Source organism: Anaerotignum faecicola (genome assembly GCF_003865035.1).
GTDB classification, from domain to species: Bacteria; Bacillota; Clostridia; order Lachnospirales; family Anaerotignaceae; genus Anaerotignum_A; species Anaerotignum_A faecicola.
Window position 1 is genome coordinate 106,903 of the sequence record NZ_BHVZ01000002.1, and the last position, 16,926, is coordinate 123,828.

General features: G+C 48.1%; 16 protein-coding genes. 2 read left to right on the forward strand and 14 right to left on the reverse strand.

Translation table 11 applies throughout. From position 1 onward, the window contains the following. The first annotated feature begins 10 nt into the window (after positions 1-10). Positions 11-1,081 carry an S-layer homology domain-containing protein gene (locus EJE48_RS06285; RefSeq protein WP_118579131.1) on the forward strand — a complete coding sequence of 357 codons (1,071 nt, stop codon included), beginning with the start codon at positions 11-13 and terminating at the stop codon, positions 1,079-1,081. A gap of 23 nt (positions 1,082-1,104) precedes the next feature. Next, positions 1,105-1,332 carry a hypothetical protein gene (locus EJE48_RS06290; RefSeq protein WP_016407957.1) on the forward strand — a complete coding sequence of 76 codons (228 nt, stop codon included), beginning with the start codon at positions 1,105-1,107 and terminating at the stop codon, positions 1,330-1,332. 104 nt (positions 1,333-1,436) lie between these two features. Here the strand turns inward: EJE48_RS06290 and EJE48_RS06295 are convergent, their stop codons facing one another. The 14 genes from EJE48_RS06295 to EJE48_RS06355 form a co-directional block, all read right to left on the reverse strand. After that, positions 1,437-2,723, reverse strand: coding sequence for an L-cysteine desulfidase family protein (locus tag EJE48_RS06295; protein ID WP_118579134.1), 1,287 nt, complete (start codon positions 2,721-2,723; stop codon positions 1,437-1,439). Between the two features lie 299 nt (positions 2,724-3,022). Next, on the reverse strand, positions 3,023-4,447 hold the full coding sequence (locus EJE48_RS06300; RefSeq protein WP_118579137.1) for a sigma-54 interaction domain-containing protein: 1,425 nt from the start codon (positions 4,445-4,447) through the stop codon (positions 3,023-3,025). A gap of 92 nt (positions 4,448-4,539) precedes the next feature. After that, complete coding sequence (locus EJE48_RS06305; protein ID WP_118579140.1) at positions 4,540-6,219, reverse strand: Na/Pi cotransporter family protein; 1,680 nt, start codon at positions 6,217-6,219, stop codon at positions 4,540-4,542. 328 nt (positions 6,220-6,547) lie between these two features. Continuing rightward, a complete protein-coding gene (locus tag EJE48_RS06310; RefSeq protein ID WP_016407961.1) occupies positions 6,548-7,276 on the reverse strand; it encodes an amino acid ABC transporter ATP-binding protein in 729 nt (242 codons plus the stop codon). Next, positions 7,273-7,929: an amino acid ABC transporter permease gene (locus EJE48_RS12420; protein WP_016407962.1), complete on the reverse strand. Its 657-nt coding sequence runs from the start codon at positions 7,927-7,929 to the stop codon at positions 7,273-7,275. Before EJE48_RS12420 ends, EJE48_RS06310 begins: the two co-directional genes overlap by 4 nt. A gap of 21 nt (positions 7,930-7,950) precedes the next feature. Then, entirely contained in the window at positions 7,951-8,718 is a 768-nt protein-coding gene (locus tag EJE48_RS12425; protein WP_207667372.1) for a transporter substrate-binding domain-containing protein, read from the reverse strand. Positions 8,719-8,781: 63 nt separating this feature from the next. Further along, positions 8,782-9,441 (reverse strand): deoxyribose-phosphate aldolase, encoded by a 660-nt coding sequence (gene deoC / locus EJE48_RS06320; protein ID WP_118579143.1) that lies wholly within the window; start codon positions 9,439-9,441, stop codon positions 8,782-8,784. Positions 9,442-9,669: 228 nt separating this feature from the next. Then, positions 9,670-11,610, reverse strand: coding sequence for a bifunctional 4-hydroxy-3-methylbut-2-enyl diphosphate reductase/30S ribosomal protein S1 (locus EJE48_RS06325; RefSeq protein ID WP_118579146.1), 1,941 nt, complete (start codon positions 11,608-11,610; stop codon positions 9,670-9,672). Beyond that, a complete protein-coding gene (locus EJE48_RS06330) occupies positions 11,607-12,218 on the reverse strand; it encodes a lysophospholipid acyltransferase family protein (RefSeq protein ID WP_016407966.1) in 612 nt (203 codons plus the stop codon). Before EJE48_RS06330 ends, EJE48_RS06325 begins: the two co-directional genes overlap by 4 nt. Further along, the gene (cmk, locus tag EJE48_RS06335; RefSeq protein ID WP_118579149.1) at positions 12,215-12,892 is read right to left on the reverse strand and encodes a (d)CMP kinase; all 678 of its coding nucleotides are present in this window, start codon (positions 12,890-12,892) and stop codon (positions 12,215-12,217) included. Before cmk ends, EJE48_RS06330 begins: the two co-directional genes overlap by 4 nt. Before the next feature lie 14 nt (positions 12,893-12,906). Then, complete coding sequence (locus tag EJE48_RS06340; protein WP_118579152.1) at positions 12,907-14,145, reverse strand: BaiN/RdsA family NAD(P)/FAD-dependent oxidoreductase; 1,239 nt, start codon at positions 14,143-14,145, stop codon at positions 12,907-12,909. Then, on the reverse strand, positions 14,142-14,795 hold the full coding sequence (locus EJE48_RS06345; protein ID WP_160117324.1) for a histidine phosphatase family protein: 654 nt from the start codon (positions 14,793-14,795) through the stop codon (positions 14,142-14,144). Before EJE48_RS06345 ends, EJE48_RS06340 begins: the two co-directional genes overlap by 4 nt. 115 nt (positions 14,796-14,910) lie before the next feature. Beyond that, positions 14,911-15,642 carry a pseudouridine synthase gene (locus EJE48_RS06350; RefSeq protein ID WP_016407970.1) on the reverse strand — a complete coding sequence of 244 codons (732 nt, stop codon included), beginning with the start codon at positions 15,640-15,642 and terminating at the stop codon, positions 14,911-14,913. An 84-nt stretch (positions 15,643-15,726) separates the two neighbouring features. After that, positions 15,727-16,896, reverse strand: coding sequence for a D-alanyl-D-alanine carboxypeptidase family protein (locus tag EJE48_RS06355; RefSeq protein ID WP_160117325.1), 1,170 nt, complete (start codon positions 16,894-16,896; stop codon positions 15,727-15,729). Positions 16,897-16,926: the final 30 nt, after the last annotated feature.

Here is a 16,926-nt window from a genome sequence, read left to right on the forward strand (position 1 = left end):
AGGAAACAAAATGAATCGAAAACACCCCCTGCTCCTCGCCCTCAGTGCTGCTATGGTTATGGGTACATCCGCACCGGCTTTTGCTGCTGAAGCAACAGATGCCGCCACCAGAGAGGATGTCATCAGCCTGCTGTGGCAGCAGGAAGGCGCACCCGTCATCAATTATGCTCTGCCTTTTACGGACGTTGCCGATACTGCGGCAGATGCCGTTCGTTGGGCGGCGGAAGCCAAAATCGTCAGCGGCTACGGTAACGGAAAATTTGAGCCGAATCAGAAAATCACAAGAGAACAGCTTGCAGCCATTTTCTATCGCTATGCCGCTTATAAGGGCTATGATGTTTCCGTTGGAGAAAACACGAATATTCTCAGCTTTGCAGATGCTTCGGATATCACACCCTATGCCATTCCCGCAATTCAGTGGGCGTATGGCAGCGGTGTGTTCCTTGGTACGGAGGAATATGTTCTCCCTTCTGCCGCAGTTGCCGAGGCAGAGGTAACTACGATGCTGAAAAAAGTAACCGTACCCCCAGCTGCAACGGTTGTTGCGGAAATTCCGGAGGAATCCATCTCTTTGGTGTATAAGGGAAACGAAAATTTCGTATTAACCTCAAAGGATGTGCAGGAGCAATTTCAGTTAAATTGTCTGGTGGACGGCAGCTATGCACCGACACTTACACTTGCAGACTTAAATAACGATGGCAAGGATGAAATTTATGTGATTTTCACAGTTGGCGCAGGCAGCGGCTTCCATGTGGAAGGCATTGTCGCTTACGATAAAGAAACCTTAGAGGAATATTTCGTACCCGATCCCCGTGAAATCGCAGAACCGCTGATTACCGAAAAGGACGGAACCTATCAGCTTTCCACGAAGGAAGGCGTACATACCTTTACCGATTTAGGCAGCTATGGCAAGCTGGTTTTCAGTGATATGGTAACCTATCGCATTGTGGAAAACACGCTGACCGCAACCCTTTTGCTGCAAACCGCACCGGATACCGCCTGCGGCGAGCTGCAGCTGACCTATCAGCCTGTGGAGGGCGGCTTTATCCTGAAGGAAGCATCCTATCTTCCGAGCAAATAAATGAACCAAAAAGGAGTGTGTGCATGGCAGAAAAGAAAGCCACAACCAAAGCAACAGCAAAAAAAGCAACGGCGAAAAAACCGACAACCAAAAAGCTTTCCGTCACCTTGGATGCGGAAACCTATGCTTTATTGGAGGAATATATTGCCGAATTTGGCTTTACGAAGGATGGCTTTGTGAAAAAAGCCATTCTCGAAAAAATCAGCCGTGATAAAATCAGCAATATGATTGACGATATGATTCAGCTATAATTTTTCGGACATAAAAACCCCTGCACCTTCTTTTCAAGGTACAGGGGCTTTTGTTTGGCTATTTCAGAATTTTCTTATCGAATTTTTTTTGAATCTTTTTTTGATTATTTCTTTGTCTGCATGATTTCGATTACCTTCATATCGAGGGTATCCAGTGCTTCATGGCTCAGCTTTGCAAGGTTCTTTGCGGTATCCTCTGCCTTTGTGCTGTTGATACCATCGGAAACGCCGATGACACTGCCGTCCATTGCATACATTGCCGCATAAACCGCTTCACTCGCGCAGGCTGCAACCTTCACCGCACAGCCGCCCTTTGCGCCATCGCAGAAGATGCCGGCAACAGAGCCCATCATATTCTGTACTGCGCCGCTTACCTGTGCAGCCGTGCCGCCCATCATGTAAACCATGCCTGCCGCAGAGCCTGTCCCTGCCAACATTGCGCCGCAAACGGGGCTCAGACGACCAACGTATTTCTTCATATACATAATCATCAGCATACCCATGAATTCCGCTCTCAGCAGCTTTTCTTCGGGAATGTTCATTTTATCTGCGAATACCGCCATGGGCAGTGTGGTAGAAATGCCCTGGTTGCCGCTGCCGCAGAAGGTCATAACGGAACCGTTGCCGCCGCTCATACGGAAGTCCGCCGCTGCCGCAGGAATACTTCTGACTGCTGTCACAACGTCAGATTTCAGCAGACCCTTTTTCAGCAGATCCTGTACCGTAGGGCCAACGCCGAAGGCATATTTTTTCTCCATGCCCTTTTTCGCAATTTCCATATTGATGTCAATGGCTTCCTTAATGAACTGCAAATCCGCAACATCCACTTCGTTTGCCCAGTGATAAAATTCAGAGAAGGTGTGCTTTGTTACATCAAAGGTGCCTTCCTTTTCTTCGCTTTCGACTGCTTCCTTCTTCACTCTTTTATCCAACAGCACTTCGCCGTTCTTTTCGCAAAACACAAGGTTGTCATGCTCGTCCTCTGTGATGGTGTGTACGGTATCCTTGCCGTCTGTTGCAGTACATTCAATGTAGAACTGACTGCTTTTCAGAACCTTTACATGCACAAAGCCTTCCGCAACGAGCTTTTTCGCCTTTTCCACATGCTCAGGCTTGATGCCCGCGCAAATTTCCATGGTATTGCCGGGCTTGCTCAGCAGCATCCCCAGCACGCACGCCAGCTCAATGCCGTAAGTCCCTGCATTGGGAATCTGTACGCTGTACGCATTTTTAAAAATATTGGAGCTGATAAGCATTTCCAGCTTCTGTGTGGGCGCATCCAGATGCTCACAGGTTCTGGAAACCGCCAGTGCCAGTGCAACGGGCTCGGTACAGCCCATACTGGGTTTCATTTCTGCTTTGATTGCGTCAAATACTAAATTCATATCCATAATTCTTCCTCCTATATCTCCCAATCATTTTATTTTTTCCTTCTGCGGATATATAGAGCAAGAATCGTGCCAAAAAGAAAACCGCCTGTTTTCGGCGGTTTTTTTGTTCTGTTTTCTCATATATGAGAATCAAAATTCATCCTTATCGGTTTGTTCTTTTTCCTGTACGTCATTCAGGAACAGATTCCTTTTTCTGTCTGCATTACAACAAAAAATCTCCTATTTTCTGCCGAAAATACAGGTACAATTTTTATATACAAAAATTTCTCATTTCTGATAACAGTTCTCATTTTTAAGAATTATAATAAATCATATTTTTTCAGCTTACGGTACAGCGTTGCACGGCTGATTTTCAAATTTTCTGCCAGCTGATTTTTTTCCTCCAGCGTTGCGCCCTTCTTCACCATGCTGCTCAGCACGCGCTTTTCATAGTCCTCCACAATTTCATCCAGAGACCAATCCTCAAAGCCCTTGCCGGAGCGCATCACGATATGGTCGGGCAAATCCGAAAGCTGAATGATTTCTCCCTCTGCAATATTTTCCAGATATTCAATAATATTTTTCATTTCACGCACATTCCCCGGCCAGTCATAGCTTGTCAGCGTCTGCAGCGCCTCAGGAGAAACGCCGCGCATGCTCTTTCCCAGCTTCTGATTATAGTACGCAATGTAATACTCTATCAGCGCAGGCAAATCCTCCTTACGCTTGCGCAGGGGTGGTAGCTCAATGGGGATAATGTTTAGCCGATAATACAAATCCTCGCGGAACGCCCCCTCCTCCACCATCTGCTCGATGTTTTTATTCGTCGCACAAATCACGCGGATATCAATGGGAATCGGTTTCGTGCCGCCAATCCGTTCCACCACGCTTTCCTGCAGCACGCGCAGCAGCTTTGTCTGCACAGGCAGAGGCATGTCCCCGATTTCGTCCAGAAAAATCGTACTGCCATGCGCCAGCTCAAATTTTCCGATAGAGCCATGCTTTTTCGCCCCTGTGAACGCGCCCTCCTCGTAGCCGAATAATTCGCTTTCAACCAGATTTTCGGGAATCGCTGCACAGTTAATAGAAATCATCAGCTTATCACGGCGGTCACTCAGGGCATGAATCATCTTCGCCATAATCTCCTTCCCCGTACCGCTTTCACCGCGCAGAAAAACGGTCGAATTCGATTTTGCGACCTTCTTGCCAATCCGAATGGCTTCCTTCATTTTCTGGCTGTCCCCAACGAAGGACCATCCCTTTTCCGCATCATGCACTACCTGCAGCTGCTGCTCCAGACGCTCCTTCGCCTCGTCCGTATACAGCTTGCTTTCCAACAGGACAGACATATATTTCAGAAATTCCTCCATCTGCCCTCTGTTTTCCAGAAGGTTTTTTCGTTCCCCCTCGCTGAAGGCAATGATGGAAATGATACCGACCACAGCCCCCTCCTTGAAAATAGGATAGGCAACATTCGCAAGCTCTCTACAGGTTGTGCGCTTTTCGCAGCCCTTGCAATTCAAATCCGCCATGCTGTCCATAATACTGCCGCTCTCGCCGGAAACCAGAATATGATGAAAAAAATTCGCGTGAGTCACAGTTTCGCCAATCTCGTCCGCATAAATGCCTGTTCCAGCCACACGAACCAATTCATTATCCACAATCGTAACATCTACATCCAGAATGGACGCAATCGCCTTCACATACGCCTGAATAAAGGATTGTATCTTCATCAAAGCCGTCATATTGCTTCCCCCTTTCAAAAAAAGCCTTAGACCCAAAGGGGTCTGCAAGACTCCTGAAAATCTAAGGCTCCGTTCTCATTTTATATTGTCAATCATTCCACGTTTTTTTCTTCATGGAAATTCTTTTCCGCTCTATGCTCATTCAGCACAACCTGCGCAATATTCATTGCATGGTCGGAAACACGTTCCAGATTCCCCAGAAGGTCGATGAAGTGAATCCCGGCGTTAACACTGCATTCCGCATTGGACAGACGCTCGATATGCCCTGCGCGCAGCTTCTTTTCCATCGCATCAACCTGATCCTCTAAGAAGGAGGTCTTTACGGCATAGGTGATATCGTCCAGCTCCAACGCCTTCACCGCATTGTCGTATGCCCCCAGTGTTGTAGTGGACATTTCGTTCAGCTCCTCCAAAGCCGTATCGGAGAAGGAAATCCCCTCCTGCTTCATTTCTTCCGCCAATTCCACGATATTTTCCGCATGGTCGCCCACACGCTCCATGTCGCTGACTGTGTTGAGCAAGGAGGTTACCATTTCATTATCCTTATCGCTCAGATGCAGCATACACAAATCAATCAGATACTTGGAAATATTATCACAAAGCTTATCAATGACAAACTCTCTCTGCTTTACATCTGCCATCTTTTCCTCATCGTGGTCAGAAAGCGTAGAGAGTGCCAAGGAAAGGTTCTCTCTCGCAATACGCCCCATGCGGATGGTTTCCAGCTTTGCGCCCTCTACCGCAACAGAAGGAGTGGACATCATACGCTTGTCCAGATGCACCAGCTCTGCCTCGTCGCTCTTTGTTTCCACCGCCTTGAGGCCGTTTACCTTCATGGCAAATTTGATGATATAGCCGCTGAAGGGCATCAGGATAATCGTTGTACCCACGTTGAAAACCGTATGGATAAAGGAAATCTGCGTCATATTGATAATGCCCTCGCCATAGGAAGGGTCCAGTCTCGCAAACAGAAACATTGCAAGAATACTGAAAATAATCGTACCCGCAATATTGAAGGTCAGATGCATCGTACCAACGCATTTTGCATTTTTGCTTGCACCGACAGAGCTCAAAATTGCAGTCACGCAGGTACCGATATTCTGCCCCATGATAATGAATACTGCCGCATTCGTAGGAACCAGCCCTGCGGATGCCAGAGAGAGCAGGATACCCTGTGATGCAGAGGAGCTCTGGATAATCGCCGTTACGCCTGCGCCGACCAGAATCCCCAGAAAAGGATTAGAGCCCATAGAAATAAAGGCTGTCTTAAATACCTCGGATTCTCTCAGGGGATAAACCGCATCAGACATGGTATTCATACCGATAAAAAGGATACCAAACCCAATGATGATACCGGCTACATCCTTGCTTTGCTGCCTTTTCCCCACCAGCGTTATGATTACGCCGACCATAACTGCGATTGGTGCCAGTGTAGAGGGGCTGAACATTTTTGCCCATTCACCTGCGGAAACCAACCAACCCGTGATGGTTGTACCGATATTCGCACCCATGATAACGCTGATTGCCTGTGTCAGATTCATCAGCCCTGCGTTTACAAAGCCGACAACCATAACCGTTGTGGCAGAGGAGCTTTGGATAATCGCCGTAACCAATGCACCCAGCGCAATGCCCATCAGCTTATTCTGCGTCAGCACTTCAAGAATCTTCTTCATTTTGGAGCCGGCAGCGTGCTGTAAGCCATCCGCCATGATGTTCATGCCATAAATGAACATCGCCAGACCACCAATAAAGGGAATTACTATAGAACTCATTTTTTCCTCCGTTTTTTCTTCGATTCGATTGTAAATTTTTCCTAAAAACCATGTAAAATCTTTGTTTTACATCCTGAATAATGATATCATAAACAATAGACAGCCGCAATGAAAAATCATCGGTTTTTGGCAATTTCCACCGAATGAACAGAATCTTAACAAATTTTCTTTTCTGCACTTGTCATTTCGCATGAGTTTTGTAAAATCTTTGTTAAATTCAATTTCACTTTTCCCAATACCTTCCTGCTTTATGCAAAGAAAAACGTATACATAAAAAAGTCCCGGATAAAAAATCCGAGACTTTGTTTTTGTATGGATAGGATTGTATTTACAGAACCTTATTCAGGAAATCCTGCGTTCTCTTATTCTGCGGATTGCCAAACACCTCTGCCGGTGTCCCCTGCTCCACGATATAGCCGCCATCCATGAAAATCACACGGTCAGCAACCTCTCTGGCAAAGCCCATTTCATGCGTTACTACAATCATGGTCATGCCATCCCTTGCAAGCTGCTTCATAACCTCCAGAACCTCGCCGACCATTTCGGGGTCAAGCGCGGAGGTAGGCTCGTCAAACAGCATAATATCGGGACTCATTGCCAAAGCTCGTGCAATGGCAACACGCTGCTGCTGTCCGCCGGAAAGATTGGGGGGATATTCCCCTGCCTTTTCCGCAAGACCGACTGTCGCCAGCAGGCGTTCCGCTGTTTGCTTTGCCTCCGCCTTTGTCAGCTTCTTTCTGTCCACAGGCGCAAGCATAATATTTTCCAAAACACTCAGATGAGGGAACAGATTAAACTGCTGAAATACCATGCCGATATTCTCTCTCACCTTATTGATATTGCATTTGGGATCTGTAATATCATTATCGTCAACAATAACAGTACCTGCAGTCGTTTCTTCCAGACGATTCAGGCAACGCAGAAATGTAGATTTGCCGGAACCGGAAGGACCAATCAGACAAACGACTTCCCCTTCCTTGACTTCCAGATCAATCCCCTTCAAAACCTCAAGGCTGCCAAAGCTTTTTTGCAATTTTTCTACTTTTACCTTAATCATTTGTTTGACAACCTCCTTTCAACCAGCTGGAATGCTTTTGTCAGCACGATTACAACAACATAATACATAACCGCAACAATCGCATAGGTCTGGAAACTCTGATAGTTTCTTGCTACGATTAACTGACCTTGACGCATCAATTCGCCGCAGCCGATAACGGAAAGGATGGTGGTATCCTTCAATGTAATGATAAACTGGTTCAGTACGGATGGAATAACAATACGAATTGCCTGTGGCAGAATGATTTTTCTCATCGCAACGCCATAGGGCAATCCCAGACTTCTTGCCGCCTCCATCTGCCCTTTGTTGACTGCCGCAATACCGCTTCTGAAAATTTCAGACAGATATGCACCGGCATTCAGGCACAGAACCAAAATCGCCGCACTAAAGGGTGTAATCCGGATATGTAACGCACCTGTGATACCGAAATAGATGAAGAATGCCTGTACCATCAGGGGAGTCCCACGAATCAGGCTCAGATAAATACCCGAAATCCAGTTCAGAGGCTTCACCTTGGAAATGCTGAACATGCACATCACCATGCCGACAACCACAGCCAAAATCAATGAAAAGACTGTCATTTGCAGTGTAAGCTTCAGCCCTAATGTCAGCTGCGGCATACACTGTCCCACATACTCAAAAAAACTACTCATGAGGCACTACTCCTTAAGGAATTATTCCTGAATATATGTATCCAGAATTTCCTGATATTTGCCATTTTCTTTCAGGTTAGCAAGACCTGTGTTGAACATTTTCAGCAGCTCTGCATTTTCGCCCTTGCCAACTGCAAAGCCGTAGGAGCTGCCCTGTTCCTTATCTGTTACCATTTTCAGACCGTTGCCCTGTGTGATGCCATAGCCCAGTACAGGGTAGTCCTCGAAGCAGGCTACGCTGTTGCCAACCTTAACATCCATGCACATTGCATCGGAGGTATCGAATACAACTGTTTCAAAGCCATACTGATCCTTAATGGATTCAGCAAAATCAAAGCCCTCTGTACCTCTCTTAACGGCAACCTTTTTGCCCTTCAGGTCTTCATAGGATTTAATATCGTTATTGGATTCTGCGATACCCATAACAACGCCGCTGTCGAAATAAGGATCGGAGAAGTCGAATTTCTTCTGTCTTTCGGGTGTGATGGACATACCTGCGATAACACCGTCAGCCTGACCGGATTCCAATGCCTGTACAGCCGCATCAAAGCCCAGATACTGCAGGTCATATTTAAAGCCCTGGTCTTCTGCAATTGCAGCCAGCAGATCCATATCAACGCCTACATATTCGCCTGCGTCATTCTGGAATTCAAAGGGCGCAAAGGTTGTATCTGTTGCGATTACATATGTTTTTGTGTCCGCAGCATCATCACCGCCGCCGCATGCTGTCATGCCAACTGCCATTACTGCTACCATTGCCATAGCTGCAAATTTCTTTAATAAACTCATTATAAATTCCTCCCTTTTTCTTTTTCCCATTTTTACGAGCTGCCGAAGCTTCCCTCCGCAGCCTTACTGCTTGATTTCCTGCCGAAGCATGGCAAGAAGGGAACTGCTGCCCAGTCTGTCAGCCCCTGCCGCAAGAAAAGCCTCCGCATCGGCAACTGATTTGATGCCGCCTGCCGCTTTAATCTTCGTATCCCCTGTTACATATTTTTTAAACAGCCGAATATCCGCGAGCGTTGCCCCGCCGCCGGCAAAGCCTGTGCTGGTTTTGATGAATTCCGCCCGAGAGCGGCTCACCACATCACAAAGAGCAATTTTTTCTTCTTCTGTCAGCAAGCAGGTTTCAATGATGACCTTTAACCGCTTCTCATCACAGGCATCCTTCACCGCATTGATTTCCTGCAAAATCGCATCATAGCTTTTTGCCTTTGCCCAGCCGATATTGATGACCATATCAATCTCCGCTGCGCCGTTTTGTACCGCTTCTGCTGCTTCAAAGACCTTCACTGCCGTTGTCTGGTATCCGTTCGGAAACCCGATCACCGTGCAGATAGGAAGTCTTTCTCCCACAAATTCCGCGGCCTGCTTCACAAAAGAAGGTGGGATACATACCGAGGCCGTTCCAAAGTCCATTCCCTCCTGACAAATCTCACGGATTTGCTCCCAGACTGCGTTCTGTTTCAGCAGAGTATGGTCAATAAAACGGAAAATTTCATGCTTATTCATGCACTTTCCTCCTTTATCCCACGAAATTACCTAAAAAGTATACCATAAAAATGCAGACATAACAATGTCGGTTTTTTTATCATTTTTTAATGTTTTTTCTATCAATTACGCATTTTTATGAAATTTTTTAATATTATTCAAAATTTGCATATATAAAATTTCAATAAAAAATATCAACAAAAAACTCCCACCATGGTCACGCCACAATGGGAGCTTTTGCACACGGGATTATTCTGCTGCGGGAGCTTCTTCCACAGGAGCATCTGCCTGTCTCTTGGAAAGGCTGATTTTTTTCTGGTCGGAATTTACTTCCAGAACCTTCACGTTGATGATTTCGCCAACCTTCAGTTCATCTTCGGGTTTTACAACGTGCTTGTTCGCAATCTGGGAAATGTGTACCAGACCATCTACGCCGGGTTCCAGTTCAACGAATGCACCGAAGGGTACCATACGAACAACCTTACCCTCAACGATGGAGCCAACTGCATATTTGTCAGCTGCCAGCTTCCAAGGGTTCTTGTCTGCATCCTTCAGGGACAGGCTGATTTTGCCCTTTTCCTTATCTACATCCAGAACGAATACTTCAACTTCCTGACCTTCCTTCAGAACCTCTCTGGGGTTGGAAATTCTGCCCCAGCTCATTTCGGAAATGTGAATCAGGCCATCTACGCCGCCCAGATCAACGAATGCGCCGAAGTCTGTCAGTCTGGAAACAGTACCTGCAATCTTGGAGCCAACTGCGATTGTTTCAAACAGAGCTGCCTTCTTTGCTGCGATTTCCTTTTCAACCAGATCTTTTCTGCCGCCGATAATACGACGTTTTACTCTATCCATTTCAATGATATTGAATTCCAGCTCCTGACCCTTGAATACGCTCAGATCCTCGATGAATCTGTTGGAAACCTGAGAGGAAGGAATGAATACTCTTACGCCGTTTACAACTGCAATCAGACCGCCCTTTACAACGTCTGTTACAGTACCTGTAACAACTGTTTTTTCATTGAATGCCTTTTCGATATCTTCCATGCCCTTCTGTTCTTCGATACGCTTTCTGGACAGAAGTACATTGCCATCGCCGTCATTTACACGAACAACGAAAACTTCGATTTCATCACCGGGCTGTACAACCTGGCTGGGAACTACTGTTGTATCTCTGCTGAATTCGCCTCTGGGGATAACACCGTCAGATTTGAAACCCAGATTAACGGAAACCTCTTCGCCTACAACCTGAATAACGGTGCCTTTTACAACATCGCCTGTGTGCAGGGTAACAAGAGAATCTTCCAGCATCTGCTCAAAACTCACTTCTTCAACATTTACATTTTCAATTTCGCTCATAGTAACTACTACCTCCTTAATTATTGCAGGTGGTGTGGACGCACCCGCAGTTATCCCTATTCTATCATCCTTCTTGAAAGTTTTCAACACTAAATCGCAAATTGTTTCAATATGAACCGTATTCTCGCAATTTTTTTTACAAATCTCAACCAATTTTTGTGTATTAGAGCTTTTTTTGTCCCCGATGACAATCATTTTATCCACATTCTGGGAAAGCTCCATGGCTTCCTTCTGCCTCTTTTCCGTCGCAGAGCAAATTGTCTGGGAAATCTCCATTTTCAGACCCTTCTGCCGCAAAATGGCAAGCATATCGTCAAACTTGCTCTGGCGGAAGGTTGTCTGCACCACAACGGCGTAGTCCTTCTCCGTATCCAGCTCTGCCGCCCTTGCCTCCTCAGGGCTTTCCAGAATAACGGCTGTATTGCCGCACCAGCCGTTAATGCCCTGTACCTCCGGGTGCTTTCCGTCTCCGGCAATGATGATGCTTTTGCCCTGATTCCACGCTTCATTCACAATCGTGTGTATCTTCTTGACAAACGGACAGGTGCCGTCCACCATTCGCATGCCCTTTTCCTCCAGCGCATCATACAGAAACTTTCCTACACCGTGCGAACGAATCACAACCGTACCCTCGTCAATCCCGTCCAGGCTTTCAATGATATGCAGCCCCTTGGCATCCAGATCCTTCGTGACCTCCTTGTTATGAATCAGAGAACCATAGGAATACAGCGGTGCGCCGTCATTTTTTTCTATTTCCGCATACGCCATCTCAATCGCACGCTTCACGCCAAAACAAAACCCTGCGGATGCCGCCAGTGTTACGTTGCTCATTCCTTCACCTTCAATTCTTCCACCTTATCCATAATCACCTTCGTGATTTCTCCCATAAGCTCTGTTGTCAGCTTTTTATCCCGAAATTCATCCAACGTCAGCGGCTCGCCATAGCGAATCGTAAGCTTGCTGCGGAATTTATAGGTGCCGCTGATGGCGCAGGGAATGACAGGTGCATTTCCCTTCATCGCAAAAAGCGCCACGCCTGCCTTTGCCGCAACGTCCTCGCCTGCCTTTACCCGTCTGCCTTCCGCAAAAATGCCGACAATCTTGCCTTCCTTCAAAAGCTTGATTGCTGTCTTGACCGCCTTCATATCCATGGAAACCTTGCGGTCAATTGGGAATACGCCCAACTGGTCAAGCACCCATGAAAACAGCTTATTTTTAAATAATTCCTTCTTTGCAATATAATGCGGCAGCCTGTCCAGATAAATCGCCGTGGAAACAGGATCATAATTGCTGTAATGGTTGCTGCAAATCACACCGTTGCCGGTTTCTGGAATATTTTCCTTCCCGATGATTTCCACCTTGAACATAATGGCATACCAGATTTTCACCAGAAAAATCGCTACATAATAGACCCATGATTTCTTTTCTGTATCCTTCATTTTTCTTTCACCCTTTCCGCAACAATATCTAAAATAGCCTGCAGCACAGCATCAATGCCCATGCCTGTCGAATCCAGAGAAACCGCATCTGCCGCCCTTTTCAAGGGACTGTGCGCTCTGTGCATATCGTTGTAATCCCTCTCAAGAATCATTTTCTTGATTTCTTCAAAATCAGCCGTTTCGCCTTTTTCCTGCAATTCGCCCACACGACGGCGCGCACGCTCCTCCACGCCGGCATCCAGATAAATCTTCACCTCGGCATCGGGCAGAACAACCGTCCCGATATCTCTGCCATCCATAATCACAGAATGTTCCCGCGCCATTTCCTGCTGCAATTCCACCATCCGCGCACGCACCTGCCGATACGCCGCAACCGTGGATGCACCCTTTCCAATTTCCGCCGTGCGGATTTCCGCCGTAACATCCCTTCCGTTCAGGAAAATGCGCTGACCGCCCTCCTCCGGTACAATTTTCATCTGCAAATCTGCCAGCGCCGCAACCACAGCCGCTTCATCCGCAAGGGCAATGCCCTTCTCCGTGCAGAACAGCGCAACCGTACGGTACATCGCGCCCGTATCCACATAAATAATGCCCAGTCTCTTGGCAACCATCTTCGCAACGGTGCTTTTTCCTGAGCCGGCAGGCCCATCCACCGCAATGGCAAATCGTTTCATGCTTTTTTTCCTCCTTATTCCGCGCAAACCGCATTCCCTGCCGCAAAGCCTGTGGAAAATGCAATTTGCAGATTAAAGCCGCCCGTATATGCGTCCACATCCAGAACCTCGCCTGCAAAATGCAGCTGCTTCACAAATTTGCTCTCCATCGTCGCAGGGTCAATCTCATTCACCTGAATCCCACCACAGGTCACAACCGCTTCGTTATAGCCCGTTGTCCCCGTAATCGTGAGCGGCAGTGCCTTCAAAAGCCCAACCAGACGCTTTCTTTCTTCCTTCGTCACACTGTTTACCTTTTTGCGCGCATCAATCCCCGAAAGACGAATGATAACGGGAATGAGCTTCTGCGGCAGAAGCGCATCCAGTGCGTTTGCAAAATCCTTATTCGCAAATTTTTCAAAATCGCGCAGAATACGCGCATCCAGCTTTTTCTCATCCATCGCAGGCTTGAGGTCAATGTAAAGCCGATATCCTTCCTCTATCGTCAGAATGATATGCCTACTCGCGCTCAGAATCACAGGACCGGAAACGCCGAAATGCGTAAACAGCATTTCCCCGAAGTCACTGTAAACCTTCTTGCCCTTTTTATTTTTTATCGTAATTTCAATATTTTTCAGACTCAGCCCCATCAGCTCATGGCACCAGTCCTCCTCTGTTCTGAGCGGCACCAGAGAGGGGTACAGCTTCGTCACATGATGTCCTGCCGCCTTCGCAAAGCGGTAGCCATCCCCCGTAGAGCCTGTACCGGGATAGGAAAGACCGCCTGTGCAGACAATCACGCCGTCTGCTCTTTCTTCCTTTCCGTTTTTCAGCCGAATCCCTTCTGCCCTGCCGTCCGCAATCAGAATACCCTCCACAGGACTTTCCAGATGCAGCTTCACCCCATTTTTCTTGAGGTATTTTTCCAATGCCAGCACCACATCCAGAGAACGGTCAGACACAGGAAATACACGCTTGCCGCGCTCCACCTTCAGCTCCAACCCCTGCTCCTTAAAAAATTCCTGCAAGCCGAAGCTGTCCAGCTGGTAAAAGGCGCTGTATAAAAAATAGGGATTGCCGGGGATATTTTCCAGAAGCCCCTCCACATCGCTGTCATTCGTCACATTGCAGCGTCCCTTGCCCGTAATCAGGATTTTCTTCCCGATGCGGTTATTTTTTTCGTAGAGATGCACCTCATGTCCCCGTTCTGCCGCGCGTCCTGCCGCCATCAGTCCTGCCGCACCGCCGCCGACCACGATAATTTTCTTCTTCATTTTTCTTCACCCTTTTCAAACAGCTCTGCCATTTCCAGATGCGCCTTATCGTTTAAGGTCATGAGCAGCTTTCTGCCGTCCTCCATCACATCCACCATCGTCACAGAGGTATTTGTCATCCATGTCTTACGGTAAAATTCATCCCCCATGCCAAGCAGACCGACCAGCATCACGCGCAGCAGTCCGCCATGCGAAACAATCGCGACATTCTGCCCCTTATGGCGCTCTGCCAGTGCTTCAAAGCCTTCCAATGCACGATCCATCGCATTCTGAAAGGAGCCTTCTCCGGGCACAGGATGGTCAAAGGGATTTTCAAAAAAATCTATATATACCTTGCCATATTTTTCCTTCAGCTCCGCGATGGTATGTCCTTCCCATTCACCGAAGTTGATTTCTCTGAAATGTGCATCCTGAATGGGGGTCAGCCCATGCGCCGCCGCCAACGGTGCCGCAGTTGCCACCGCCCTGTCCAGAGGGGATACATAGACCACATCCAGCGGCAGGAATTTGAAGCGTTCCCCCAAAAGGCGCGCCTGCTCCCTGCCTGCATCATTCAGCTGTATATTCGTGCAGCCCTGATAACGACCGCCCTTGTTCCAATCCGTTTCCCCATGACGAATGAGGTAAAATCTTGTTTTGTTCTGTTCCACGAGGCTTTTCCTCCTTATTCTCAATAGTTTCCTAAGTATATATTATACGGCAAGCACTACCGCCTTTCAAGTAAAAAAGACCGCCTTGGAAAACTCCCAAAGCAGTCCCTTCTTTTTATAATCTCTTTAAATATCTGATTTCCTTCTCTGTCAGATGGCGATATTTCCCCTTCGGCAAATCCCCCAGCGTAAGCTCTCCCGTTGCTACCCTTTGCAGCTGTGCCACAGGATGCTTGATGGATTCGCACATTTTACGCACCTGTCGGTTTCTGCCCTCATGAATCACGATTTCCGCCGTGCAGAAGCGTCCGTCCTTCTCTCTTTCGAGAATCTGAATCTTTGCGGGCTTCGTTTTCCTTCCATCAATCACAACGCCCCTGCGGAATTTCTGCAATGCCCCCTCATCGGGCACACCGTATAGCTTCGCAATATAGGTTTTCTCTACATCATGCTTGGGGTGCGTCAGCTTATAGGTCAGGTCTCCGTCATTTGTCAGCAGCAGAAGCCCCGATGTATCATAATCCAAACGCCCGACAGGGAAAATGCGCGCGTTCACGCCCTTAATGAGGTCTACCACCGCAGGTCTGCCGAACTGCTCCTTCGCCGTTGTCACATAGCCGACCGGCTTATGCAGCATAAGATAGACAAGCTTGGTGTCCTTTTTGCTGATTTTCCTGTCCAGATAGGACACCTCATCCTTTTCGGGGTCAATCTTCAGCCCCATTTCGGTTACAACCTTCCCGTTGACCTTCACCTTTCCCTGTGCAATCAGCTCCTCTGCCCTTCTGCGGGATGCCACGCCTGCCTCAGCCAGAAATTTCTGCAATCGTTCCAATTTTTCTTCCATATATCTTAACTCCGTTCTCAACCTGTATTTTTCATTCGATTTTCCTCAGTATACATGAGCCTTCGCAGAAAGTCAAAAGTTTCTCTAATCTTTCCAATCTCGCCAGCTGAGCCACCCCTCCGCCAGGCGAAGCAGTCGCTGTGCAAGGGTAAACGGTTCTGCATCCTCTGCCGCAAGCAAATCCACCGCCGCAAGGCGTTCCTCACCAAGCCAAAGCACCGCCTGCCCCAGCCTTTCGCCCCGATGCACAGGCGCGGCAAGCTCCTTTGGCAAGTCTGCCGTCAGGTGCAGCTTTTCGATTTCCGCATCAGAAAATAACGCCGTATAGCCCTCTGCAAGAATTGTTTCCATCTGTGCTGTCGGGGAATCGGTAATGCGGATTTCCCCGAAACTCTCCCCTGCCTGCACTGCCTCGTAGGGATGAAAGACCGCGAAGCCATAGTCCATCAGGGCTTTCGTATCCGTCCACTTTTTCTGCTTACCTGCATCCCCCCAGCCACTGCCAAGCACCGCCGAAACCAGCCGCACGCCGTCCCGTTCTGCCGCACCGACAAAGCAATGCCCTGCCCGATTGGTGTAGCCTGTTTTAATGCCAAGCGCACCGCTGTATTCCCGCAAAAAGCGGTCTGCATTTGTCACACTGCAAGAGTGCCCTCCAGTCAAATCAGACACATAAATCTCCTGCTGCGCGATAATCTCCCGAAAGGTTTCGTTTTCCAGCGCATACGCCCCAATCAACGCCATATCGTAGGCGGTGGAGTGGTGCTGCTCCGCTGTCAGGTGGCTGTCCAGTCCGTTGGGCGAGCCAAAAACCGTATCCCTTGCGCCGATTTCCTTTGCCTTCTTCGTCATTTCCGCGCAGAACTTCGACACGTCCCCCGAAACCTGCTCCGCCAATGCCACCGCCGCATCATTATAGGAGCGCAGGAGCATGGCAGAAAGCAAAGCCCCTGCCTGCCACTGCTCTCCCTCCTGTAGGCTCATGTGTACCTTTGGCTGCTGTGCCGCGTTTTTGCTGACTGTGACAACCTCCGTCAGGCTTGCCTGCTCCAGAACCAGTATCGCCGTCATAATCTTCGTGGTGCTTGCCATCGCAAGGGGTGCGTCCGCGTTCTTCCCCCATAACAGCCGCCCTGTTTTTCCGTCAATCAACGCTGCGCCCTGCGCCGCAACGGTCGGCTCTGCAGCAAGGGTCGGCACACTTCCCATCTGCAATAAAAAAAGCAGGAAAAAAAGAATTGCTCTCCGTTTCATAGGCATCCCTCCTCCTGCTATCTTTATTCT

Bases quoted from the DNA above. Each gene is read 5' to 3' on its own strand.
- EJE48_RS06285 (WP_118579131.1), top strand. From the start codon at position 11: ATGAATCGAAAACACCCCCTGCTCCTCGCCCTCAGTGCTGCTATGGTT.
- EJE48_RS06290 (WP_016407957.1), top strand. From the start codon at position 1,105: ATGGCAGAAAAGAAAGCCACAACCAAAGCAACAGCAAAAAAAGCAACG.
- EJE48_RS06295 (WP_118579134.1), bottom strand. From the start codon at position 2,723: ATGGATATGAATTTAGTATTTGACGCAATCAAAGCAGAAATGAAACCC.
- EJE48_RS06300 (WP_118579137.1), bottom strand. From the start codon at position 4,447: ATGACGGCTTTGATGAAGATACAATCCTTTATTCAGGCGTATGTGAAG.
- EJE48_RS06305 (WP_118579140.1), bottom strand. From the start codon at position 6,219: ATGAGTTCTATAGTAATTCCCTTTATTGGTGGTCTGGCGATGTTCATT.
- EJE48_RS06310 (WP_016407961.1), bottom strand. From the start codon at position 7,276: ATGATTAAGGTAAAAGTAGAAAAATTGCAAAAAAGCTTTGGCAGCCTT.
- EJE48_RS12420 (WP_016407962.1), bottom strand. From the start codon at position 7,929: ATGAGTAGTTTTTTTGAGTATGTGGGACAGTGTATGCCGCAGCTGACA.
- EJE48_RS12425 (WP_207667372.1), bottom strand. From the start codon at position 8,718: ATGAGTTTATTAAAGAAATTTGCAGCTATGGCAATGGTAGCAGTAATG.
- deoC (WP_118579143.1), bottom strand. From the start codon at position 9,441: ATGAATAAGCATGAAATTTTCCGTTTTATTGACCATACTCTGCTGAAA.
- EJE48_RS06325 (WP_118579146.1), bottom strand. From the start codon at position 11,610: ATGAGCAACGTAACACTGGCGGCATCCGCAGGGTTTTGTTTTGGCGTG.
- EJE48_RS06330 (WP_016407966.1), bottom strand. From the start codon at position 12,218: ATGAAGGATACAGAAAAGAAATCATGGGTCTATTATGTAGCGATTTTT.
- cmk (WP_118579149.1), bottom strand. From the start codon at position 12,892: ATGAAACGATTTGCCATTGCGGTGGATGGGCCTGCCGGCTCAGGAAAA.
- EJE48_RS06340 (WP_118579152.1), bottom strand. From the start codon at position 14,145: ATGAAGAAGAAAATTATCGTGGTCGGCGGCGGTGCGGCAGGACTGATG.
- EJE48_RS06350 (WP_016407970.1), bottom strand. From the start codon at position 15,642: ATGGAAGAAAAATTGGAACGATTGCAGAAATTTCTGGCTGAGGCAGGC.
- EJE48_RS06355 (WP_160117325.1), bottom strand. From the start codon at position 16,896: ATGAAACGGAGAGCAATTCTTTTTTTCCTGCTTTTTTTATTGCAGATG.